General features: G+C 72.5%; 17 protein-coding genes and 1 pseudogene. 14 read left to right on the top strand and 4 right to left on the bottom strand.

Going from position 1 to position 21,448, the window contains the following annotated elements; translation table 11 throughout:
• The first annotated feature begins 220 nt into the window (after positions 1-220).
• From ACZ4TO_RS08520 to ACZ4TO_RS08480, 9 genes are all read left to right on the top strand, one after another.
• Positions 221-904 carry a response regulator gene (locus ACZ4TO_RS08520; protein WP_365869116.1) on the top strand — a complete coding sequence of 228 codons (684 nt, stop codon included), beginning with the start codon at positions 221-223 and terminating at the stop codon, positions 902-904.
• A gap of 178 nt (positions 905-1,082) precedes the next feature.
• A complete protein-coding gene (locus tag ACZ4TO_RS08515; protein WP_382794357.1) occupies positions 1,083-3,836 on the top strand; it encodes a DNA translocase FtsK in 2,754 nt (917 codons plus the stop codon).
• Positions 3,837-4,207: 371 nt separating this feature from the next.
• On the top strand, positions 4,208-5,065 hold the full coding sequence (locus ACZ4TO_RS08510; RefSeq protein WP_382794354.1) for a helix-turn-helix domain-containing protein: 858 nt from the start codon (positions 4,208-4,210) through the stop codon (positions 5,063-5,065).
• A gap of 92 nt (positions 5,066-5,157) precedes the next feature.
• Positions 5,158-6,636 (top strand): 30S ribosomal protein S12 methylthiotransferase RimO, encoded by a 1,479-nt coding sequence (rimO, locus tag ACZ4TO_RS08505; protein ID WP_382794351.1) that lies wholly within the window; start codon positions 5,158-5,160, stop codon positions 6,634-6,636.
• A complete protein-coding gene (pgsA, locus tag ACZ4TO_RS08500) occupies positions 6,633-7,436 on the top strand; it encodes a CDP-diacylglycerol--glycerol-3-phosphate 3-phosphatidyltransferase (protein WP_382794348.1) in 804 nt (267 codons plus the stop codon). The genes rimO and pgsA overlap by 4 nt, the downstream gene beginning before the upstream one ends.
• Positions 7,433-7,978: a CinA family protein gene (locus tag ACZ4TO_RS08495; RefSeq protein WP_382794345.1), complete on the top strand. Its 546-nt coding sequence runs from the start codon at positions 7,433-7,435 to the stop codon at positions 7,976-7,978. The genes pgsA and ACZ4TO_RS08495 overlap by 4 nt, the downstream gene beginning before the upstream one ends.
• Positions 7,979-8,087: 109 nt before the next feature.
• Entirely contained in the window at positions 8,088-8,465 is a 378-nt protein-coding gene (locus ACZ4TO_RS08490; RefSeq protein ID WP_037620346.1) for a helix-turn-helix domain-containing protein, read from the top strand.
• Between the two features lie 244 nt (positions 8,466-8,709).
• Positions 8,710-9,180 (top strand): Dps family protein, encoded by a 471-nt coding sequence (locus ACZ4TO_RS08485; protein WP_382794341.1) that lies wholly within the window; start codon positions 8,710-8,712, stop codon positions 9,178-9,180.
• Between the two features lie 93 nt (positions 9,181-9,273).
• Entirely contained in the window at positions 9,274-9,585 is a 312-nt protein-coding gene (locus tag ACZ4TO_RS08480) for a hypothetical protein (RefSeq protein WP_468023757.1), read from the top strand.
• Here the strand turns inward: ACZ4TO_RS08480 and ACZ4TO_RS08475 are convergent.
• From ACZ4TO_RS08475 to ACZ4TO_RS08465, 3 genes are read right to left on the bottom strand one after another with little or no spacing between them, the layout of a single operon-like run.
• Entirely contained in the window at positions 9,533-10,294 is a 762-nt protein-coding gene (locus ACZ4TO_RS08475; protein ID WP_382794335.1) for an SDR family NAD(P)-dependent oxidoreductase, read from the bottom strand. The two genes, ACZ4TO_RS08480 and ACZ4TO_RS08475, sit on opposite strands and share 53 nt — an antisense overlap.
• Before the next feature lie 32 nt (positions 10,295-10,326).
• Positions 10,327-11,160, bottom strand: a complete 834-nt coding sequence (locus tag ACZ4TO_RS08470; RefSeq protein ID WP_468023756.1) for an Fpg/Nei family DNA glycosylase — start codon at positions 11,158-11,160, stop codon at positions 10,327-10,329.
• Positions 11,161-11,192: 32 nt separating this feature from the next.
• The gene (locus ACZ4TO_RS08465) at positions 11,193-16,256 is read right to left on the bottom strand and encodes an ATP-dependent helicase (protein WP_468023755.1); all 5,064 of its coding nucleotides are present in this window, start codon (positions 16,254-16,256) and stop codon (positions 11,193-11,195) included.
• A gap of 402 nt (positions 16,257-16,658) precedes the next feature.
• Between ACZ4TO_RS08465 and ACZ4TO_RS08460 the strand changes: the two are divergent.
• From ACZ4TO_RS08460 to ACZ4TO_RS08450, 3 genes and pseudogenes are all read left to right on the top strand, one after another.
• Positions 16,659-17,620, top strand: a pseudogene (locus tag ACZ4TO_RS08460) (AraC family transcriptional regulator); the annotation flags it as partial.
• Positions 17,524-18,360, top strand: coding sequence for an AzlC family ABC transporter permease (locus tag ACZ4TO_RS08455; protein WP_468023754.1), 837 nt, complete (start codon positions 17,524-17,526; stop codon positions 18,358-18,360). The pseudogene ACZ4TO_RS08460 and the gene ACZ4TO_RS08455, both read left to right, overlap by 97 nt.
• A gap of 234 nt (positions 18,361-18,594) precedes the next feature.
• Entirely contained in the window at positions 18,595-18,903 is a 309-nt protein-coding gene (locus tag ACZ4TO_RS08450; RefSeq protein WP_326785127.1) for an AzlD domain-containing protein, read from the top strand.
• 42 nt (positions 18,904-18,945) lie between these two features.
• Here the strand turns inward: ACZ4TO_RS08450 and ACZ4TO_RS08445 are convergent, their stop codons facing one another.
• A complete protein-coding gene (locus tag ACZ4TO_RS08445; RefSeq protein ID WP_467848073.1) occupies positions 18,946-19,890 on the bottom strand; it encodes a hypothetical protein in 945 nt (314 codons plus the stop codon).
• Between the two features lie 80 nt (positions 19,891-19,970).
• Here ACZ4TO_RS08445 and ACZ4TO_RS08440 point away from each other — a divergent pair, with 80 nt between their 5' ends.
• Together ACZ4TO_RS08440 and ACZ4TO_RS08435 are read left to right on the top strand one after the other, a co-directional pair.
• Positions 19,971-20,165: a DUF3046 domain-containing protein gene (locus ACZ4TO_RS08440; RefSeq protein ID WP_382794316.1), complete on the top strand. Its 195-nt coding sequence runs from the start codon at positions 19,971-19,973 to the stop codon at positions 20,163-20,165.
• 71 nt (positions 20,166-20,236) lie between these two features.
• A complete protein-coding gene (locus ACZ4TO_RS08435) occupies positions 20,237-21,448 on the top strand; it encodes an AI-2E family transporter (protein WP_468023753.1) in 1,212 nt (403 codons plus the stop codon).

The following is a 21,448-nucleotide window of genomic DNA, read 5'->3' as shown; positions in this document are numbered from 1 at the left end:
TAGAAGCACGGGATACGGGGAACCTTCTGGTCCCCTGCCGCGTTTCTGCTACGTGCACAGTGACATCACGGTGACAGGGTGTGGCGACGGGCGGGGTGCGGCTAGCATGACCGGCACAAGGACGGACGGCGCAAGGGAGTCGTCCCCAGGGGCGGCGCCCGGCGCTTCCCCTAGTCCTGCGGACAGGGGAGGCCCCATGCCGGGGCGAGGAGGGCGGGCCATGGTGCAGAAGGCCAAGATCCTCCTGGTCGATGACCGGCCGGAGAATCTGTTGGCGCTGGAGGCGATCCTCTCCGCGCTCGATCAGACACTGGTTCGGGCATCGTCCGGGGAGGAAGCGCTCAAAGCGCTGCTCACGGACGACTTCGCGGTCATTCTGCTGGATGTTCAGATGCCCGGCATGGACGGATTCGAGACGGCCGCGCACATCAAGCGGCGGGAGCGGACCCGGGACATCCCGATCATCTTCCTCACCGCCATCAACCACGGCCCCCACCACACCTTCCGGGGGTACGCGGCCGGTGCCGTGGACTACATCTCCAAGCCCTTCGACCCGTGGGTGCTGCGCGCGAAGGTCTCGGTGTTCGTCGAGCTGTACATGAAGAACTGCCAACTTCGTGAGCAGGCGGCCCTGTTGCGGCTCCAGCTCGAGGGTGGCGGCAAGGCGGCGCTCGGTGAGGCCAAGGAGCCCGCCGGACTTCTCGCCGAACTCTCCGCGCGGCTCGCGGCCGTCGAGGAGCAGGCCGAGGCGCTGTCCAAGCAACTCGACGACGACTCCGCCGACGCGGCGGCCGTGGCGACCGCGGCGCATCTCGAGCGCAAACTCACCGGACTGCGCAGGGCGCTGGACGCGCTGGAGCCGGGCACCGGCAGCGGGGCACCCTCGCTGCCCTCGCAGAGCTGAGGTCCGCACGGGCGTGCCGGACGGCGCGTCAGACAGCCAGAGGACTTCCGCCGCGGCGTGAGGGAACGCCCGCGGCGCTTTGAGGAAGCGTCAGTTCCGCTCCCCGCAACGGCGACACGATCGGGTGAAGCACTGGGCACACGTGTCCGCTGTCGTCTCCACCGGTAACCTCACACACATGGCCTCACGTCAGTCCGCAGCCAAGAAGCCGCCCGCGAAGAAGGCGGCCGCTCCGACGAAGGCTCCGGTGAAGAAGGCCCCGGCGAAAAAGGCCCCCGCGAAGAAGGCGGCCGCCGGCAAGGCGCCCGCCAAGAGGGCCGCCGTGAAGAAGCCCGCCCCCGCGCCGGCGCCCAACCCGACCGCGGGCGTGTACAGACTCGTACGCGCCCTGTGGCTGGGCCTCGCCCATGCCGTCGGAGCCGCCTTCCGCGGGATAGGGCGCGGCGCCAAGGGGCTCGACCCGGCGCACCGCAAGGACGGGCTCGCGCTCCTGCTCATCGGCCTCGGGCTGATCGTCGCGGCGGGTACGTGGTCCAATCTGCGCGGTCCGGTCGGCGATCTCGTCGAGATGCTGGTGACCGGCGCCTTCGGCCGCCTCGACCTCCTCGTCCCGATACTCCTCGCCGTGATCGCGGCGCGGCTCATCCGGCACCCCGAGCAGCCCGACGCGAACGGACGGATCGTGATCGGTCTGTCGGCGCTCGTGATCGGCGTGCTCGGGCAGGTGCACATCGCATGCGGTTCGCCGGCGCGGAGCGAGGGGATGCAGGCGATAAGGGACGCCGGCGGACTCATCGGCTGGGGGTCGGCCACCCCGCTGACGTACACGATGGGCGACGTCCTGGCCGTACCGCTCCTGGTGCTGCTCACGATCTTCGGACTGCTCGTCGTCACCGCGACCCCGGTCAACGCTATTCCGCAGCGGCTGCGGCTGCTCGGCCAGAAGCTCGGCATCGTCCAGGCCGACTTCGACGAGGACGCGTTCCGCGAGGACGAGGAGCGCTACGACGAGCAGTGGCGCGACGGGATCGCCGGGCGCCCCGGCGGGCGCTCGCGCGCCCCCGAGGCGTACGACCCCGACAGCGCCGAGCAGGAGGCGCTCACCCGGCGCCGTAGCCGCCCCAGGCGGCCCGGTGCGCAGCAGCCCGACATGAACCGTCCGATGGACGCCGTGGACGTCGCGGCGGCCGCCGCCGCGGCGCTGGACGGTGCCGTGCTGCACGGGATGCCGCCCTCGCCCCTGGTCGCCGATCTGACGCAGGGCGTCAGCGTCGAACGCGACGGGTACGAGGAGACGACGCCGGTACCGGCGGCCCGCGCCAAGGCCGTCCCGGGCGCCAAGCGGCCCAAGCAGGAGACCCTGCCGGCCGAGCAGGTCGTGCCCGACCTCACCAAGGCCGCGCCCGATGCGCCGCGCGAACTGCCCCCGCGCGCGGAGCAGCTCCAGCTCTCCGGGGACATCACCTACTCCCTGCCCTCCCTCGACCTGCTGGAGCGCGGTGGCCCGGGCAAGACCCGCAGCGCCGCCAACGACGCGGTCGTCGCCTCCCTGCAGAACGTCTTCCGGGAGTTCAAGGTCGACGCCGCCGTCACCGGCTTCACGCGCGGGCCGACGGTCACCCGCTACGAGGTCGAGCTCGGCCCCGCCGTGAAGGTCGAGCGGATCACCGCGCTGACCAAGAACATCGCGTACGCGGTCGCCAGCCCCGATGTGCGGATCATCAGCCCGATCCCCGGCAAGTCCGCGGTCGGCATCGAGATCCCCAACACCGACCGCGAGATGGTCAACCTCGGTGACGTGCTGCGGCTCGCGGACGCGGCGGAGGACGACCATCCGATGCTGGTCGCGCTCGGCAAGGACGTCGAGGGCGGCTACGTGATGGCCAACCTGGCGAAGATGCCGCACGTCCTGGTCGCCGGAGCCACCGGTTCCGGCAAGTCGTCCTGCATCAACTGCCTGATCACCTCGGTCATGGTCCGGGCGACCCCCGAGGACGTGCGGATGGTCCTCGTGGACCCCAAGCGCGTCGAGCTGACCGCGTACGAGGGCATCCCGCACCTCATCACGCCGATCATCACCAACCCGAAGCGGGCCGCCGAGGCGCTGCAGTGGGTCGTCCGGGAGATGGACCTGCGCTACGACGACCTCGCGGCGTTCGGGTTCCGGCACATCGACGACTTCAACGAGGCCATCAGGAACGGCAAGGTCAAGCTGCCCGAGGGCAGTGAGCGCGAGCTGACCCCGTACCCGTACCTCCTGGTGATCGTGGACGAGCTCGCCGACCTGATGATGGTCGCGCCGCGCGACGTCGAGGACTCGATCGTGCGCATCACGCAGCTCGCGCGCGCGGCCGGCATCCATCTGGTGCTCGCCACCCAGCGGCCGTCCGTGGACGTGGTCACCGGTCTGATCAAGGCGAACGTCCCCTCCCGGCTGGCGTTCGCCACGTCCTCCCTCGCGGACTCGCGGGTCATCCTCGACCAGCCCGGTGCCGAGAAGCTCATCGGCAAGGGCGACGGACTCTTCCTGCCGATGGGGGCCAACAAGCCCACGCGTATGCAGGGCGCCTTCGTCACCGAGGACGAGGTCGCGGCGATCGTGCAGCACTGCAAGGATCAGATGGCGCCCGTCTTCCGGGACGACGTCACCGTGGGCACCAAGCAGAAGAAGGAGATCGACGAGGACATCGGCGACGACCTCGATCTGCTGTGCGCGGCCGCGGAGCTGGTCGTCTCCACGCAGTTCGGGTCCACCTCGATGCTCCAGCGCAAGCTGCGCGTCGGCTTCGCCAAGGCCGGCCGGCTCATGGACCTCATGGAGTCGCGCGGGATCGTCGGGCCCAGCGAGGGTTCCAAGGCGCGTGACGTCCTCGTGAAGGCCGACGAGCTGGACGGGGTGTTGGCCGTGATGCGCGGGGAAGCAGAAGCCTAGGCGGTGCCGTTCGGACCGGTCCGGGTCGACACCGCCCGGAACCCCGGCGAGGGGGGACGGGCAGCCGGCAACGGCGCGGAGGGCGCGTGGCGGTCGCTCAGGGAGCGGCGGTGGTGTCGGGCGGATGGCGGAACGTCATGTTCCGCACCCGGCTGATATGTGAACGTGACTCACCCGTAAGGAGTCGGTGGGCAACCGTTTCGCCTTGTCGCACGTCAAGTTGAGCGAAGGGACGCCACCATGTCCCTATATCAGGATGACCGGCCATTCTGATGGCGTACAAAGTCCCACCGTCCGGTTGCCCCACCCTTTCGTACCCCCCCTAGACTGTACTTCCAGCACAGGTGGCTACACGCTCGAAAGGCGCCCCCGTGTCCATCGTCAACTCACCTGACGGCAACTCCCCCGAAGACGAGCGTCCGTTCGAAGACGACCCTGCGGCCGAACGGCTCTCGATCGGACGTGCCCTTCAGAAGGCACGCATCGAGGCCCATCTGACCGTCGACGACGTCAGCAACGCCACCCGCGTCCGTATCACGATCATCCACGCCATCGAACAGAACGACTTCGCCCCTTGTGGTGGCGACGTCTACGCGCGCGGGCACATCCGCACCCTGGCCCGCGCCGTCCGGCTCGATCCGGCTCCGCTGCTCGCGCAGTACGACGCCGAGCACGGCGGCCGTCCCGCGCCGACGCCCGCCGCCCCGCTGTTCGAGGCGGAACGTATCCGCCCCGAGCGCCGTGGGCCGAACTGGACGGCCGCCATGGTCGCCGCGATCGTCGCGGTGATCGGCTTCGTCGGGTTCACCATGGTCAAGGGCGGCGGCGCCGGCGACGACTCCAAGACCCAGGTCGCCGAGGGGTCCACGCCGACCACCAAGAAGTCCGCCGCGCCGTCCGCGACCGCCACCAAGCCCGCCGACCCGAAGCCCGAACCCTCCGACAGCGCCATCGCGGCCGCTCCGCAGGACAAGGTGACCGTCCAGGTCAGCGCCGCGGACGGACGGAGCTGGATCTCCGCCAAGGACCACAACGGGCGGATGCTCTTCGACGGGCTGCTCAAGCAGGGCGAGTCGAAGACCTTCCAGGACAGCTCCAAGATCAACCTCATCCTCGGTGACGCCGGAGCCATCCAGCTCTTCGTCAACGGCAAGAAGATCGAGGATCAGTTCCAGCCGGGCGCCGTGGAGCGTCTGACGTACACGAAGGGCGACCCGCAGGTCGGATAGGGGGCCCCGGTAGCACACCGTCGACGGGGTCGGCCAAGATCGGCCAACCCCGTCGACGTGGGGTGTCGGCCAGACAAAGTAGTCTTGAGCCCATGCCTGAACGCCGTACCGTCGCACTCGTCACCCTTGGCTGCGCCCGTAACGAGGTGGACTCGGAGGAGCTCGCAGGCCGCTTGGAGGCGGACGGCTGGCAACTCGTGGAGGACGCCGAGCAAGCGGACGTCGCCGTCGTCAACACCTGTGGGTTCGTCGAAGCCGCCAAGAAGGACTCCGTCGACGCCCTCCTCGAAGCCAATGACCTCAAGGGGCACGGCAGAACCCAGGCCGTGGTCGCGGTCGGCTGCATGGCCGAGCGGTACGGCAAGGAACTCGCCGAAGCGCTCCCCGAGGCCGACGGCGTGCTCGGCTTCGACGACTACGCCGACATCTCCGACCGCCTCCAGACCATCCTGAACGGCGGCATCCACGCCTCCCACACCCCGCGCGACCGGCGCAAGCTGCTGCCGATCAGCCCGGCCGAGCGGCAGAGCGCCGGCGAGGAAGTGGCCCTTCCCGGCCACGGCGCCCCCACCGACCTCCCCGAAGGCGTCGCCCCGGTCTCCGGCCCCCGCGCGCCCCTGCGCCGCCGGCTGGACGGATCCCCGGTCGCCTCGGTGAAGCTCGCCTCCGGCTGCGACCGCCGCTGCACGTTCTGCGCCATCCCCTCCTTCCGCGGCTCGTTCATCTCGCGCCGCCCCAGCGACGTCCTGAACGAGGCCCGCTGGCTCGCCGAACAGGGCGTCAAGGAGGTGATGCTCGTCTCCGAGAACAACACCTCGTACGGCAAGGACCTGGGTGACATCCGTCTCCTGGAGACGATGCTCCCCGAGCTCGCGGAGATCGACGGCATCGAGCGCGTGCGGGTCAGCTACCTCCAGCCCGCCGAGATGCGCCCCGGGCTCATCGACGTGCTGACCTCCACGCCGAACGTCGCCCCGTACTTCGACCTGTCCTTCCAACACTCCGCGCCCGACGTGCTGCGCTCGATGCGCCGCTTCGGCGACACAGACCGCTTCCTGGAACTGCTCGACACCATCCGCGCCAAGGCCCCGCAGGCCGGCGTGCGCTCCAACTTCATCGTCGGCTTCCCCGGCGAGAGCGAGGCCGACCTCGCGGAGCTGGAGCGCTTCCTCACCGGAGCCCGCCTCGACGCGATCGGCGTCTTCGGCTACTCCGACGAGGAGGGCACCGAAGCGGCGACGTACGAGAACAAGCTGGACGAGGACGTCGTCGCCGAGCGTCTGGCGCGGGTGTCCCGGCTCGCCGAGGAACTGGTCGCCCAGCGCGCGGAGGAGCGCGTGGGCGAGACCGTGCACGTGCTGGTCGAGGGCATCGACGACGAGGACGGCGCGTACGGCCGCGCCGCGCACCAGGCGCCCGAGACGGACGGCCAGGTCCTGTTCACGAGCGGCGAGGGTCTGACCGTCGGCCGTATCGTCGAGGCCAAGGTGGTCGGCACGGAAGGTGTCGACCTGGTGGCCGAGCCGCTTCTCCTCGGCTCGCTCGCATGTACTGAGGAGGCGGCCAGATGACCGGAGCCCCGGCATCCGCGGCAGGCGGCTCCCCGGGCGCCAAAGGCGCGACGGGCGCCCCCGGCGCATCCGGTGCTCCGGGCGCATCCCACGGCTCCGGCGCCTCCGGCTCGTCGAGCGCTCCCGGCACCTCCGGTGCCCCGGGGGCGTCCGACGCTCCCGGAGGCCCGAAGACGCCTCGCGGCGGGAAACTGGGCGCCGCGGCCGTCAACCAGGCCAGCCTCTGGAACATCGCCAACATCCTGACCATGATCCGGCTCGTCCTCGTGCCGGGTTTCGTGGCGCTGATGCTGGCCGACGGCGGCTACGACCCCGCCATGCGGGCCTGGGCCTGGGCGGCCTTCGCCGTCGCCATGATCACGGACATCTTCGACGGTCACCTGGCGCGCACGTACAACCTCGTCACGGACTTCGGGAAGATCGCCGACCCCATCGCCGACAAGGCGATCATGGGCGCGGCGCTGGTCTGCCTGTCGGCCCTCGACGACCTCCCCTGGTGGGTCACCTTCGTGATCCTGGGGCGTGAACTCGGGGTCACCCTGCTGCGCTTCGTCGTGATCCGCTACGGCGTCATCCCGGCGAGCCGGGGCGGCAAGCTGAAGACCCTGGCCCAGGGCACCGCGGTCGGGATGTACATCCTGCCGCTGACCGGGGCGCTGGCCAGTCTGAGGTTCTGGGTGATGGGCGTCGCGATCGTGCTGACCGTGGTCACCGGGCTCGACTACGTGCGCCAGGCCGTCGTGCTGCGGCGTCGCGGAATCGCCGAGCGGCGTGCGGCCGCCGCGGAGGCCGAGCGGTGAGTCCCACGGCCACCGAAGTGGTGCGACTACTCACGGTGAGGGGCGAGACGCTCGCCGTCGCCGAGTCGCTCACCGGTGGCCTGGTGGCCGCGGAGATCACCGCGGTGCCCGGCGCCTCGAAGGCGTTCCGCGGCTCCGTGACCGCGTACGCCACCGAACTGAAGCACGAGCTGCTCGGTGTCGACGTCACTCTTCTGGCCGAACGCGGCGCGGTGGACGCGCAGGTCGCGGCGCAGATGGCGGCCGGGGTACGGGCGGCGCTCGGAGCCGACTGGGGGATCGCGACGACGGGCGTCGCCGGTCCCGATCCACAGGACGGACAGCCGGTCGGTACGGTCTACGTGGCCGTCGACGGACCCTTCGAAGGCCCCTCCGACACCGTTCGCGGCGGGAAAGTGGTGCCGCTGCGGTTGAACGGCGACCGGGCGGAAATCCGTATGGAGAGTGTACGCAGCGTACTCGCGGTGCTCCTTCAGGAGCTCGCGGGCGAACAGACCGGGAATGAGCGGGCACAGGATACGGAACAGAACGGGGGGTTTTGATGTTTGCAGCCCTGAGTGAACACGACATCGCTCCCCGCACGGCCGCGGCGCAAGGCGGTACGGTGGGGCGTGAAGGATGCGGCTACGCGGTCCGAGGAGGGAGCCACCGATGATTCTGCTCCGTCGCCTGCTGGGTGACGTGCTGCGTCGGCAGCGCCAGCGCCAGGGCCGTACTCTGCGCGAAGTCTCCTCGTCCGCCCGAGTCTCACTCGGCTATCTCTCCGAGGTGGAGCGGGGGCAGAAGGAGGCATCCTCCGAACTGCTCTCCGCGATCTGCGACGCGCTGGACGTACGGATGTCCGAGCTCATGCGGGAAGTGAGCGACGAGCTCGCCCTCGCGGAGCTGGCACAGTCGGCTGCGGCCACCGAACCGGTGCCCGCACCGGTGCGTCGCCCGATGCTCAATTCCGTATCGGTGACCGGTGTGCCACCGGAACGGGTCACGATCAAGGCGCCTGCCGAAGCGGTCGACGTCGTCGCCGCCTGACGCTCACCAGCTCGCGCAACCCGAGCTGAGAGACGTATCACCGAAGCCCCGGCCAGGGCTTCCCCGGGGAGATCCGGAGAAGCCGGGCCGGGGCTTTCGTGTGCCACGAAGTCCCTCATGGGCCCGTTTGCCGGTATCCGGCGCGGCCTCCATGGTGGAGGGACCCGGCGAAGCCGATGCCGGCCGTCGTGAGCCCGCGGCAGCCGGACCGGCCACCGGAGTCGTCGTCGATCGGAGGATGCGGATGTACGTCGTGAAGAGCTCCCTGCCGGAGGCGGACCTGAAGACCGTCTCCGAGGCGCTCCAGGGTGCCCTGGTCGATCTCGTGGACCTCTCCCTGGTGGCCAAGCAGGTCCACTGGAACGTGGTGGGGCCCCGCTTCCGGTCCGTCCACCTCCAGCTCGACGAGGTCGTGGACGTCGCGCGACTGCATTCGGACACCGTGGCGGAGCGCGCCTCGACGCTGGGCGTCCCGCCGGACGGGCGGGCCGCGACCGTGGCGTCGAGCAGCGGCGTCGGACACACCCCCGACGGCTGGATCAAGGACACCGACGCCGTACGGACGCTCGTGGAGGCGCTCGGCGCGGTGATCACGCGGATGCGGGAACGGGTGGCCGTCACCGCGGACCCGGATCCGGTGAGCCAGGACATCCTCATCGCCATCACGGCCGACCTGGAGAAGCACCACTGGATGTTCCAGGCGGAGAACGGCTGAGCGCCCCCCGCCCGGCCCCGGCCCGTGCATCCCGCCGGTGTGCCCTGCTCGCGCGTGAGATCGGCGGCCCGGTGCCGCGCCGGAGGAGGTGTCATGGCGGGGCGGACGTTGCGCAGGGGGGCTTGTCTGGTGCTCGGTGCGCTGTGGTGGTTCAGCGTGCTCCGGCTCGCTCTGGCACCCGACGCGGGGGTTCTCGAAGGGGCGATAGCCGCCGGCGGATGGGGACTCAGCCTGCTGCCCGTGCACTGCGTGCCGAAGTCCCGGGCCGGCGGCGCCGTCGGATCGGACCGGTGGCGTGAGCACTGGCGGGGGCGCTGGCGGGAGATCCGGCGCCGGCGGGCCGCCGGGCGGCCTACCAGGGCATCGCGACCCCGCCGTTGGGACGGAGGATCTGACCCGTGGTGAAGACCGAGGCGTCCGAGGCCAGGTACAGCACGGCGTGGGCGATGTCCTCGGGTTCCCCGACGCGGCCCAGCGGCGACAGGCGCGCCATGAACGCCTCGGTGTGAGCCTGGCGCTCACCGTGACGGTCGGTCATCGGGGTGCGGATCCAGCCGGGCGCCACGGCGTTGACGCGAATGCCGTGCGGACCGACCTCCGTCGCCAGCGTCTTCGTGAGCTGTACGACCGCCGCCTTCGCGGCGCTGTAGCACAGCAGGCCCGGACCGCCGGAGTCGATCGCGCCCGACGCCATGGTGACGACGCTGCCGCGGACACCGTTCGCGATCATGGAGCGCGCGGCCTCCTGACAGGCGTACAGGACCCCTTTGAAGTTGACGTTCAGGACCCGGTCCAGATCCTCGTCCAGGGTCTCCAGGACCGGGCTGCTGTGCATGATCCCGGCGATCGCCGCCATGACGTCGAGGCGGCCGCACGCGGCCACGGCCCGCTGGAGCCCGGCCCGGTCGGTGACGTCGAGCGGGTGGAGGAGCGCCGTGCCGCCCTGGCCCTCGATCAGCTTCGCCGTCTCGCGCAGGCCCGGCTCGTCGAGGTCCGCGCAGTGCACGGTGGCACCCGCGTCCGCGAGCAGGACCGCCGTCGCGCGGCCGATGCCTCCGGCCGCGCCGGTGACGAAAGCGGTGCGTCCGGTGAGGTCGTACGCGGCGAGGCCCATGAAGGGACGGTACGAAGGAATCTGACGGGTCGTCAATTGGTCGTGCGCACATTGCCGCGCGGACGGGCGGGCGGCGGGGTGGGGCCCGTCTGACAGCGGGGGCACCAGTACGTGGGGCGCTCGCGGGATCCGTCGCCCTGGTTCCCCGAGCGGACCGGCGTCCCGCAGCGCAGACACGGGCGAGGGGTGCGCCCGTACACGAACAGGTTCTGTTCGCGGCGTCCGGTCGTGACACGGATCGGACGGTCGCGGTTGAACTCCAGCAGCCTCTGGGCGAGGACCGGCAGGTGGACGGCGCGGTCGGCGGGCAGCGCTCCGACGGGGAGCCAGGGCGTGACGCCGAGCAGGAAACACAGCTCGCTCTTGTACACGTTCCCGATCCCGGCGAGGTTGCGCTGGTCCAGGAGGGCTTCGCCGAGGGGGCGCTCGGGGTCGCGCAGGAGATTCTCCAGGGCCCTGTCCGGGTCCCAGTCCGGGCCCAGGAGGTCGGGTCCGAGGTGGCCGACCGCCCGGGCCTCGTCGGCGGTGCGCAGCAGTTCCAGGACGGGCAGGCGGTAGCCGACCGCGGTGCGGTCCGGGGTGCCGAGGATGGCCCGGATCTGATGGGAGGGGCCCCCGCTCCAGCGCCGGCCCGGCTCGTACACCTTCCACGATCCGTCCATCCGCAGATGCGAGTGCAGGGTCAGGCCGCCCTCGATCCGGGTGAGGAGGTGCTTGCCCCGCGGGGTGACGTCCAGGACGGTGCGACCGGTGAGGTCGGCCGTGGCGTACCGCGGCACCCGCAGGTCGGAACGGGTCAGGACCTTGCCCGCGAGGGCGACGTGCAGGCGCCTCGCGGCCTGCCAGACGGTGTCTCCTTCGGGCATGACTCCAGGGTGGCACGGTGGGGGTCGGCCGGTCAGGCGCGCAGGCGCAGCCCGCGCGGGGTGGCGATGAAGCCCGCTCCCTCCAGGAGCGTGCCGAGGGGGGAAGTCAGGGCCGAGACGCCGTTGACGCGCTCGACGGTGACGGTGCCGAGCGAGCCCGCGCGGGCCGCTGCGGCGAGCGCCTCCGCGGCGGCGCCCAGACGGGTGTCCTGCGCGAGAGAGGCGTCCGGGTCGGCCGGCCAGGCCAGCAGTGTCTTGCCACCGCGTTCCATGTACAGAGCCAGTTCGCCGTCGACCAGGACGACCAGGGAACCCGCCTTGCGGCCCGGCTTGTGGCCCGCTTCGGTCGGGGACTCGGGCCAGGGGAGGGCCGCGCCGTAGGCGTTCGCGGGGTCGGCGGCGGCCAGCACGACCGCGGGGGAGGCGGTACGGGAACGGGGCCGGGCGCCGGGGAAACCCGTGCCGGGATGGCCGGAGCCGTTCGACGGGTACCCCGGGCCGCCGCGGCCGGAGCGGTCGTTCCGGCTGTGGGACGCGTAGGGGTCGGGTGCGTCGGGGTGGGGGGCACCGGCCGCGAGGGCGGAATCGGCGGAGAACGTGTGGTCGTCCTCGGCGTCGAAGTCGAAGTCGAGGGCGGAGCCGGGCCCGAGCGGGGAGCCGGGGCCGAGGTCGAGACCGCGGGTGAGGTCGTTCAGGGAGTCCGGGCCGTCCGCGATGCCGTCCCGGTCGACGTGGTTCCCGCCGTGGCCCTTGCCGTCGAAGCCCGGGCCGGGGGGCGGGAAGACCGGAGTGTCCGGGAAGCCGTGGGCGGCGGGGGAGTTGTCCGGGACGGCGGGTTCGAGGAGGGCGGCGCCCCGGTCGCGCGCGTTCGCCGCGGCCCGGAGTCGGTCCACCGCGCCGTCCATGGCGAACTGGGCCGCGCCGAGCCCCTCGACCACGTAACCCCGCCGCGCCTGACCGCTGTCCTCGAAGGCCGACAGGATGCGGTACACCGCCGAGAAGCCTCCCTCGACGCCCTCCGCCGCGACGGCTCCCCGGGTCACCACGCCGTGCCGGTCGAGCAGGGTGCGGGCCAGGGCGTGCGCGCGGACGGTGGCGTCGGGCTCGCGCTCGGGCAGCAGCGACCAGCGGCCCGCCACGGTGGGTGGACCCGTACGCGACTGGGGGCGGGCCCCGCCCGTCAGGGAGCCGTAGCGCCCGCGGGGGACCGAGCGCTTGGCGCGGTGGGCCGTCGAGCCCGCGGTGCGGCCCGACCCCAGCAGGGAACGCATCGGCGCGAGCGTGTCGTTCGTCAGCCGCCCGGACCAGGCCAGCTCCCAGATCGCGTCGGCGAGCTGCGGATCCGTCGCGTCGGGGTGCGTCGTGGCGCGGACCTGGTCGGCGATCTGGCGGAAGAACAGGCCATAGCCCCCGGAGAGGGTGCCGAGAACCGACTCGTGCAGCGCCGTCGGCTCCAGGGGGTGCGCGGCCGGAAGGAGCAGGGGGGCGGCGTCCGCGAGATACAGCGACACCCAGCCGTCCTTGCCCGGCAGGGAACCCGCCCCGGCCCAGACCACCTCGCCGGCGGCCGTGAGCTCGTCGAGCAGGGCGGGGGTGTAACCGGCGACCCGGGACGGCAGCACGAGCTTCTCCAGCGCGGACGCCGGCACCGAGGCGCCCTGCAACTGCTCGACGGCGCGCACCAGTCCGTCGATGCCGCGCAGCCCGTGACCGCTGCCCACGTGCTGCCACTGCGGCAGGAACTGGGCGAGCGCGGCGGGCGGGACCGGCTCGAGTTCATGGCGCAGCGCCGCGAGCGAACGGCGGCGCAGCCGGCGCAGGACCGCGGCGTCGCACCACTCCTGGCCGATGCCCGCGGGGTGGAACTCGCCCTGGACGACCCGGCCGTTCGCGGCGAGGCGATGCAGCGCGCCGTCGGTGACGGCCGTGCCGAGACCGAACCGGGCGGCGGCCGTCGCCGAGGTGAACGGCCCGTGGGTGCGGGCGTACCGGGCGAGGAGGTCGCCGAGCGGGTCCTTGACCGGCTCGGTGAAGGCCTCCGGGACACCGACGGGCAAGGCCGTGCCGAGCGCGTCGCGCAGCCGGCCCGCGTCCTCGACGGCCGCCCAGTGGTCCGCTCCCGCGATCCTGACCCGGATGGCGCGGCGGGCGGCCGCCAGTTCCTTCGCCCACCGCGGTTCCGCGCCCCGCTCGGCCAACTCGGCCTCCGTGAGCGGTCCCAGCAGACGCAGCAGGTCGGCGACACCCTCCACGTCCTTGACGCGCCGGTCCTCGGTGAGCCATTGGAGCTCGCGCTCCAGCTCGGTCAGGACGTCCGCGTCCAGGAGCTCGCGCAGCTCGGCCTGGCCCAGCAGCTCGGCGAGCAGCCGGGAGTCCAGCGACAGCGCGGCGGCCCGCCGCTCGGCGAGCGGCGAGTCGCCTTCGTACAGGAACTGGGCGACGTATCCGAAGAGCAGGGAACGGGCGAAGGGGGAGGGCTCGGGCGTGGTGACCTCGACGAGCCGCACTTTGCGGGACTCGATGTCGCCCATCAGTTCCGTGAGCCCCGGCACGTCGAAGACGTCCTGGAGGCATTCGCGCACCGCTTCCAGGACGATCGGGAAGGAACCGAACTCGCTCGCCACCTGGAGCAGTTGTGCGGCCCGCTGCCGCTGCTGCCACAGCGGGGTGCGCTTGCCGGGGTTGCGGCGCGGCAGGAGCAGGGCGCGGGCGGCGCATTCGCGGAAGCGGGCGGCGAACAGGGCCGAACTGCCGACCTGGTCCGTGACGATCTGGTTGACCTCGCCCTTGTCGAAGGCGACGTCCGCCGCGCCGACCGGGGCCTGCTCCGCGTCGTACTCCGTGCCCGGCTTCGTCGGTGCCTGGTCCAGCAGGTCCAGGCCCATCAGATCGGCGTCGGGCAGCCGCAGCACGATGCCGTCGTCCGCGTGCATGACCTGGGCGTCCATGCCGTAGCGCTCGGAGAGCTTGGCGCCCAGGGCGAGGGCCCAGGGAGCGTGCACCTGGGCGCCGAAGGGCGAGTGCACGACCACACGCCAGTCGCCCAGCTCGTCGCGGAAGCGCTCGACGACGATCGTGCGGTCGTCCGGGACGTGCCCGCACGCCTCACGCTGCTCGGTGAGGTACGCGATGACGTTGTCGGCGGCCCAGGCGTCCAGGCCCGCCGCCAGCAGCCGCAGCCGGGCGTCGCCCTCGGAGAGCGATCCGACCTCGCGGAGGAACGCGCCCACCGCGCGGCCCAGTTCGAGCGGACGCCCGAGCTGGTCGCCCTTCCAGAAGGGCAGCCTGCCGGGGACGCCGGGCGCCGGGGAGACCAGGACCCGGTCCCTGGTGATGTCCTCGATGCGCCAGGAGCTGGTGCCGAGGGTGAACACGTCGCCCACCCGGGATTCGTAGACCATCTCCTCGTCGAGCTCGCCGACCCGGCCGCCGCCCTTCTTGGGGTCGGCCCCAGCGAGGAACACCCCGAAGAGACCGCGGTCGGGGATGGTGCCCCCGGAGGTCACGGCGAGACGCTGGGCGCCGGGGCGGCCCGTCACCGTGCCCGCGACGCGGTCCCACACCACGCGGGGCCTCAGCTCGGCGAAGGCGTCCGAGGGGTAACGGCCCGCGAGCATGTCCAGGACGGCGGTGAACGCCGACTCCGGGAGCGAGGCGAAGGGGGCCGCCCGGCGGACCGTGGTGAGCAGATCGTCGACCTGCCAGGTGTCGAGCGCCGTCATGGCGACGAGCTGCTGGGCCAGCACGTCCAGCGGGTTGGCCGGCACCCGGAGCGACTCGATGGAGCCGGTGCGCATCCGCTCGGTGACCACCGCCGCCTGCACCAGGTCGCCCCGGTACTTCGGGAAGACGACACCGGTGGACACCGCCCCGACCTGGTGACCCGCGCGGCCCACCCGCTGCAGTCCCGAGGCCACCGACGGCGGCGACTCCACCTGGACGACGAGGTCGACCGCGCCCATGTCGATGCCCAGTTCGAGGCTGGAGGTGGCGACCACCGCGGGCAGCCGCCCGGCCTTCAGATCCTCCTCGACCTGCGCCCGCTGCTCCTTGGAGACCGAGCCGTGGTGAGCGCGGGCGATGACCGGCGGCGCCCCCTGCGCCGCGCCCGAGCCGCCCATCAGTTCGGCCGGCGCGTGCGCCTCCTCCAGGGGCTCGCCCGTCGCCCTCTCGTAGGCGATCTCGTTCAGCCGGTTGCACAGCCGCTCGGCGAGGCGGCGTGAATTGGCGAACACGATCGTCGAGCGGTGGGACTGGACGAGGTCGGCGATCCGCTCCTCGACGTGCGGCCAGATGGAGGGCTTCTCCGCTCCCTCCTTGCCGTCGGCGGCGGGGGACCCGCCCAGCTCGCCCAGGTCCTCCACCGGGACCACCACGGACAGGTCGAACTCCTTGCCGGACGGCGGCTGGACGATCTCCGCCTTGCGGCGCGGCGAGAGATAGCGCGCCACCTCGTCCACCGGACGCACCGTCGCGGAGAGGCCGATCCGCCGGGCCGGCTTCGGCAGCAGTTCGTCGAGGCGCTCCAGGGTGAGCGCGAGGTGGGCGCCGCGCTTGGTGCCCGCGACCGCGTGCACCTCGTCCAGGATCACCGTCTCGATGCCCGTCAGCGCGTCGCGTGTGGCCGAGGTCAGCATCAGGAACAGCGACTCGGGGGTCGTGATCAGGATGTCCGGCGGGCGGGTGGCCAGCGCCCGGCGCTCGGCGGGAGGGGTGTCGCCGGAACGGATGCCGACCTTCACCTCCGGCTCCGGCAGCCCGAGCCGCACCGACTCCTGCCGGATGCCGGTCAGCGGGCTGCGCAGATTGCGCTCCACGTCGACCGCGAGCGCCTTGAGCGGTGACACGTACAGCACCCGGCAGCGTTTGCGGGGGTCCGCCGGGGGCGGCGTCGAGGCCAGTTGGTCGAGCGCGGCGAGGAACGCGGCGAGCGTCTTGCCGGAGCCGGTCGGGGCGACGACCAGCACGTCCGAACCCGCGCCGATGGCCGCCCACGCCCCGGCCTGGGCCGCGGTGGGCGCGGAAAAGGCCCCCGTGAACCAGCCGCGGGTCGCGGGGGAGAAGCCGTCGAGCGCAGGGTGCGCGGAGCTGACCATGCGTCCATCCTGCACCCGCCCACTGACAATCGCGCTGACCTGCGAGAACGCGCTGACCGGGCGCGGTGGGGGAGATCGGTGCCGTGCCGGACCGGGGCAGATGCGGGCGAAGGGGGCGGGTGGGGCGGTCGGTGGCGGTCGGCCGCGATGCGGTGGCGCCCCGGTCGGCGAGCCGGTGCTGCCAGGTGGTCGGCGCGGCGGGGTGGCGTGGTGAGCCGATGCGGCCGGGTGACAGGGCGAGGCCGTCGGTGAGGTGCCGTGGCGGGGTGGCAGGGCGAGCCGGTCGGCGGGGTGGCGCCGCGGCGTTGCAGGGCGAGCGGCGTGGCAGGGCGGCGTTGCAGGGCGAGCGGGGCGCCGAGGTGCCGCGGTGAGGTGGTTCGGCGGGTGGCGGACAATGAGGGTGTGGCAGGTTCGGGGCAGGAGCGGGCACGGCACTGGCAGTACGCGGAGCTGCCCGGTGTCGATCTGCTGCGCGCCCGCTACGTCGAGAAGATCTTCGTGCGGCACACCCACGAGAACTTCGTCATCGCCGCCGTCGCCGAGGGCGTCGAGGTCTTCCACCACGGCGGTGCCGACCAGTACGCGGGCCCTGGGTCACTTGCCCTGGTCAACCCCGACACCCCGCACACCGGGCGCGCCGGCGTTCCCGAGGGCTGGAAGTACGGGGCCGTGTACCCCTCGCCGGAGACGGTCGCCGAGATCGCCGCCGAGACCACCACCCTCCGCGGCACCCCCGGATTCAGCCGCCCGGTCCTCGACGACCCCTACGCGGCCGGCCTGGTCCACCAGGTGCTGAGGGCCGCGGAGGAGGGCAACGCGCTGGCCGCCGACACCCTGCTGAGGGTCGCCGTCACCCGGCTGCTGCGCCTGAACGGAGGCACGCTGCCGCAGCGGGCCGTACGCACCGCCGGCGGCCGGCTCGCGGCACGCGCGCGTGGCGTGCTGGACGAGAGGATGGCCGAGCCGCCGACCCTGGAGCGGCTCGCGGCGGATCTCGGCACCAGCTCGTTCGCGCTGCTGCGCGCCTTCCGGGACGCCTACGGCATGCCGCCCCACACCTGGCTGACCGACGCCCGGGTACGCCGGGCCCGCCACCTCCTGGACGCCGGGTCCACACCCGCGGAGGCGGCCGTCGCCGTCGGCTTCACCGACCAGCCGCACCTCAACCGCCACTTCAGCCGGATCGTGGGCGTCCCTCCGGGCGCCTACCAGCGAGAGCGCAAGAACGTACAAGACGCCGGCGGGCGACTCCTCGTACCGTCCGAGCGTGGCACAACAGACAGCTCTCCCAGACATACGCAGTGAAGAAGGCGGAAAACCCGACGCGGCCGTCGTCCGCGACGCCCTGGGCGTCGGGGTGGCCGTCGGCCTGTCCGGGTTCGCCTTCGGGGTGACCTCGGCCGGCAGCGGGCTCAGCCTGCTCCAGACCTGCGCCCTCAGCCTCCTGGTGTTCACCGGGGCCTCGCAGTTCGCGCTCGTGGGCGCGCTCGCGGCCGGCGGCAATCCGCTCACCGCGGCCGCCGGCGCGTTCTTCCTCGGGGTCCGAAACGCGTTCTACGGGCTGCGGCTGTCCCAGCTCCTGGCCCTCCCGCGCGCGGTGCGCCCGTTCGCCGCCCAGTGGGTGATCGACGAGACCACGGCCGTGGCGCTCGCCCAGCCCGACCGCCGCAGCGTCCGGATCGGCTTCACCGTCACCGGCCTGTCCCTCTACCTGCTGTGGAACCTCACCACCCTGCTCGGCGCGGCCGGGGCCGAGGCCATCGGCGACACCGACGCGTGGGGCCTGGACGCGGCCGGTCCCGCGGTGTTCCTGGCGCTGCTCGCGCCGATGCTGAAGACCACCACGGAACGCGCCGTCGCGGGAATCGCCGTCCTTCTGGGACTCGGCCTGCTGCCCGTGCTGCCCGCCGGAGTCCCCGTGCTGGTGGCCGCCCTGGCCGCCCCCGCCGTGCTCTGGGCGACGGGGCGCCGCCGCGCGGACACCGCCCGAGACGCCTCCTCCGGCGCGGGGGGGGGGGGGGGGGGGGGGGGGGGGGGTGGGGGGTGGGGGGGGGGGGGGGGGGGGGGGGGGGGGGGGGGGGGGGGGGGAGGGGGGGGGGGGTGAGGCGGGGGATGGGNNTACGTACGACCCCCCCCCCCCCCCCCCCCCCCCCCCCCCCCCCCCCCCCCCCCCCCCCCCCCCCCCCCCCCCCCCCCCCCCCCCCCCCCCCCCCCCGCTGCCGGCCGATGCGGGCGACGGGCCGCCGTCCGAGGTGGAGAACCGTTCGCGAGCCCGCGCGGAGCACGGCTCACCGGCCGGTACACACGACGACGGGCCGGACGCGTCAGGAGAGGTACGTTGAACATCTGGATCGCCATCGGCGTCACCGCCGTCGGCTGCTACGCCGTCAAGCTCATCGGTCTGCTGATCCCCGCGGGCGTGCTGGAGCGACCGCTCGTCCAGCGCCTCGCCGCCCTGCTGCCCGTCGCGCTCCTGGCCGCTCTCACGGCCCAGCAGACGTTCGCCGACGGACGGGTCCTCGTCCTCGACGCCAAGGCCGCCGGGCTCGCCGCGGCGGCCGTCGCGCTGATCCTGCGAGCCCCGTTCCTGGTGGTCGTCGCCGCCGCCGTGGTGGTGACGGCAGGGGTCCGCGCGCTGACCGGCTGACACGGACACCGCCCGAGCACCGCACCGCCGGACCCGTGGGTCTCAGTTGACGGCCCTGCCGTACGCCCGGAGCGTGCGCAGGGCCTCGACGGTCACCATGGGGCGGCACTCCAGGGCGGTGCCCGGCGCCCACTGACGCCAGTGGATCGGCCACCCGCCGTCCTCCTGCTGCTCGGCCGCGAGGTGGTCCAGCGAGCGGGCCATCTCCTCGTCGGTGAACCACGCGCGCGCGAGCGAGTCCGGCGTCCGCGCGTAGTCGTGCGGGAAGTGGTGCTCGCCCGGCGCGTAGCCGGGCGCGACGGGGTAGGCCTCCAGGCGTCCGGCGTCCAGCACGGCGAGCCGCTGCTCACGGACGAGCCGGCCCAGCCGGTCGGCGCTCGCCTCCGCGCGCGGGCGGTCGGCCGCCGAGTCCAGGAAGGCGACGGCCGCCTCGATCTCGTACGGATGCGACTTCTCCAGGGACTCCACCGCCTGCCAGCAGAAGTCCGTGGCCCGGAACAACCAGGCGTTCCACACCTCGTTGCGGTGCAGCAGCCCCACGATCGGGCCGGTGGCGAGGAGTTCGCTCGGCGGATCGTCGACGACCGGCACGAACGGAGCCGCCGGATAGCCGCGCTGGCTGGGATGGACGGCCGGCAGCGCGCCGTCCGCGGTCGACACTGAGGTCAGATAGCGGCACACCCGTTCCACGCGCTGCCCGCCGCAGCGCCCGATCGAGTCGAGCACGCGCAGCGCGTGCCCCGTGTGCAGCGGCTGGCTGACCGGGCCGCGCAGATCGGGTTCGAGCGCGTGACCGTACCCTTCGTCGTCGTTGCGGTAGGCGGCCAGTGCCGTCTCCACCGCGTCGGCGTCGCCACCGAGGAAGTGATAGGCGAAGCGGCGCTGTTCCAGCACGCGCGCGGTGAGCCAGACGAAGTGCTCGGCGCGGGCGAGGGCGGACTGCGCGGGGGGCGTCTGGGGGAGTCGGGATGCTCCGGTTTCGGCCATGCGTCAGACCGTAGGGCGGAAAGCGGTCTCGCCACGCGGCCCCGGGCCGGGGCCACTCTCAGGGGCGGGATACTGGTGTCATGCGGTTGACGGTCTTCTGGCAGCGAATGGCTGATCACTTCGGCGCGGGGTACGCCGAGACGTTCGCGCGCGATCATGTGATGACGGAACTGGGCGGGCGCACGGTCCACGAGGCGCTGGACGCGGGCTGGGAGGCCAAGGACGTGTGGCGCGTGGTGTGCGCGACCATGAACGTTCCGCACGAAAACCACTGAACCGGACCGAAGACCGGGAAAGTCCGGGGGGACGTGGATCCGGTGTCGGTGGCGTGGGCCAGACTTGGCGCGTGGCCCCGACAGACGAGAACACGCAGGTCGATCAGCAGTCATCACCGCTCGGCACGACGCCGCCCGGTCCGCCCGCCGCCGACGCGGCAGAGGCGGGTCCGCGCATGCCGCGCTGGCTGCCCCGCGCCATGGTGCTCGCCCTGGCGCTGGTCGCCGTGTTCCAGCTCGGCAGTTGGGCGTTCCACCAGCTCACCGGCCTGCTGATCAACATCCTGATCGCGTTCTTCCTCGCGCTCGCGATAGAACCCGCGGTGAGCTGGATGGCCTCCCGGGGCATGCGCAGGGGGCTCGCCACGTTCCTCGTCTTCCTGGGCTCGTTGATCATGATCGCCGGGTTCGTCACGTTGCTCGGCTCGATGCTCGCGGGCCAGATCATCAAGATGATCGAGGGCTTCCCGGACTACCTCGACTCGGTCATCAACTGGATCAACACGCACTTCCACACCGACCTCAGACGGGTCGACATCCAGGAGGGCCTGCTCCACTCCGACTGGCTGCGCAAGTACGTCCAGAACAGCGCCACCGGCGTCCTGGACGTGTCCGGCCAGGTCCTCGGCGGTCTCTTCCAGCTCCTGACGGTCGCGCTGTTCTCGTTCTACTTCGCCGCCGACGGACCCCGGCTGCGGCGCGCCCTGTGCTCGGTGCTGCCGCCGGCCCGGCAGGCCGAGGTGCTGCGCGCCTGGGAGATAGCCGTCGACAAGACCGGCGGCTATCTGTACTCACGCGGCCTGATGGCACTGATCTCGGGCATCGCCCACTACATCCTGCTGGAGGCGCTGGGCGTGCCCTACGCGCCCGTGCTCGGTGTGTGGGTCGGCCTGGTCTCGCAGTTCATCCCGACCATCGGCACCTATCTCGCGGGTGCCCTGCCGATGCTGATCGCGTTCACGATCGACCCCTGGTACGCGCTGTGGGTGCTCGTCTTCGTCGTGGTCTACCAGCAGTTCGAGAACTACGTGCTCCAGCCCAAGCTGACCTCCAGGACGGTGGACATCCACCCCGCGGTCGCCTTCGGGTCCGTGATCGCGGGGACCGCGCTCCTCGGAGCCGTCGGCGCGCTGATCGCCATCCCCGCCGTCGCGACCCTCCAGGCGTTCCTCGGCGCGTACGTGAAGCGCTACGACGTCACGGACGACCCGCGGGTGCACGGGCACCGCGTCCGCAGCTCGGCGGGCCTCCTCGCGCGGGTGCGACGGCAGCTCGGCCGGTGA

The sequence above is a fragment of the Streptomyces sp. NPDC028298 genome, assembly GCF_055565895.1.
This window is presented reverse-complemented; position numbering and strand designations above follow the sequence as displayed.

Excerpts from the sequence above, each read along its gene's own strand:
- ACZ4TO_RS08520 (WP_365869116.1), top strand. The coding sequence starts at position 221 with ATGGTGCAGAAGGCCAAGATCCTCCTGGTCGATGACCGGCCGGAGAAT.
- ACZ4TO_RS08515 (WP_382794357.1), top strand. The coding sequence starts at position 1,083 with ATGGCCTCACGTCAGTCCGCAGCCAAGAAGCCGCCCGCGAAGAAGGCG.
- rimO (WP_382794351.1), top strand. The coding sequence starts at position 5,158 with ATGCCTGAACGCCGTACCGTCGCACTCGTCACCCTTGGCTGCGCCCGT.
- pgsA (WP_382794348.1), top strand. The coding sequence starts at position 6,633 with ATGACCGGAGCCCCGGCATCCGCGGCAGGCGGCTCCCCGGGCGCCAAA.
- ACZ4TO_RS08490 (WP_037620346.1), top strand. The coding sequence starts at position 8,088 with ATGATTCTGCTCCGTCGCCTGCTGGGTGACGTGCTGCGTCGGCAGCGC.
- ACZ4TO_RS08485 (WP_382794341.1), top strand. The coding sequence starts at position 8,710 with ATGTACGTCGTGAAGAGCTCCCTGCCGGAGGCGGACCTGAAGACCGTC.
- ACZ4TO_RS08480 (WP_468023757.1), top strand. The coding sequence starts at position 9,274 with ATGGCGGGGCGGACGTTGCGCAGGGGGGCTTGTCTGGTGCTCGGTGCG.
- ACZ4TO_RS08475 (WP_382794335.1), bottom strand. The coding sequence starts at position 10,294 with ATGGGCCTCGCCGCGTACGACCTCACCGGACGCACCGCTTTCGTCACC.
- ACZ4TO_RS08470 (WP_468023756.1), bottom strand. The coding sequence starts at position 11,160 with ATGCCCGAAGGAGACACCGTCTGGCAGGCCGCGAGGCGCCTGCACGTC.
- ACZ4TO_RS08465 (WP_468023755.1), bottom strand. The coding sequence starts at position 16,256 with ATGGTCAGCTCCGCGCACCCTGCGCTCGACGGCTTCTCCCCCGCGACC.
- ACZ4TO_RS08445 (WP_467848073.1), bottom strand. The coding sequence starts at position 19,890 with ATGGCCGAAACCGGAGCATCCCGACTCCCCCAGACGCCCCCCGCGCAG.
- ACZ4TO_RS08440 (WP_382794316.1), top strand. The coding sequence starts at position 19,971 with ATGCGGTTGACGGTCTTCTGGCAGCGAATGGCTGATCACTTCGGCGCG.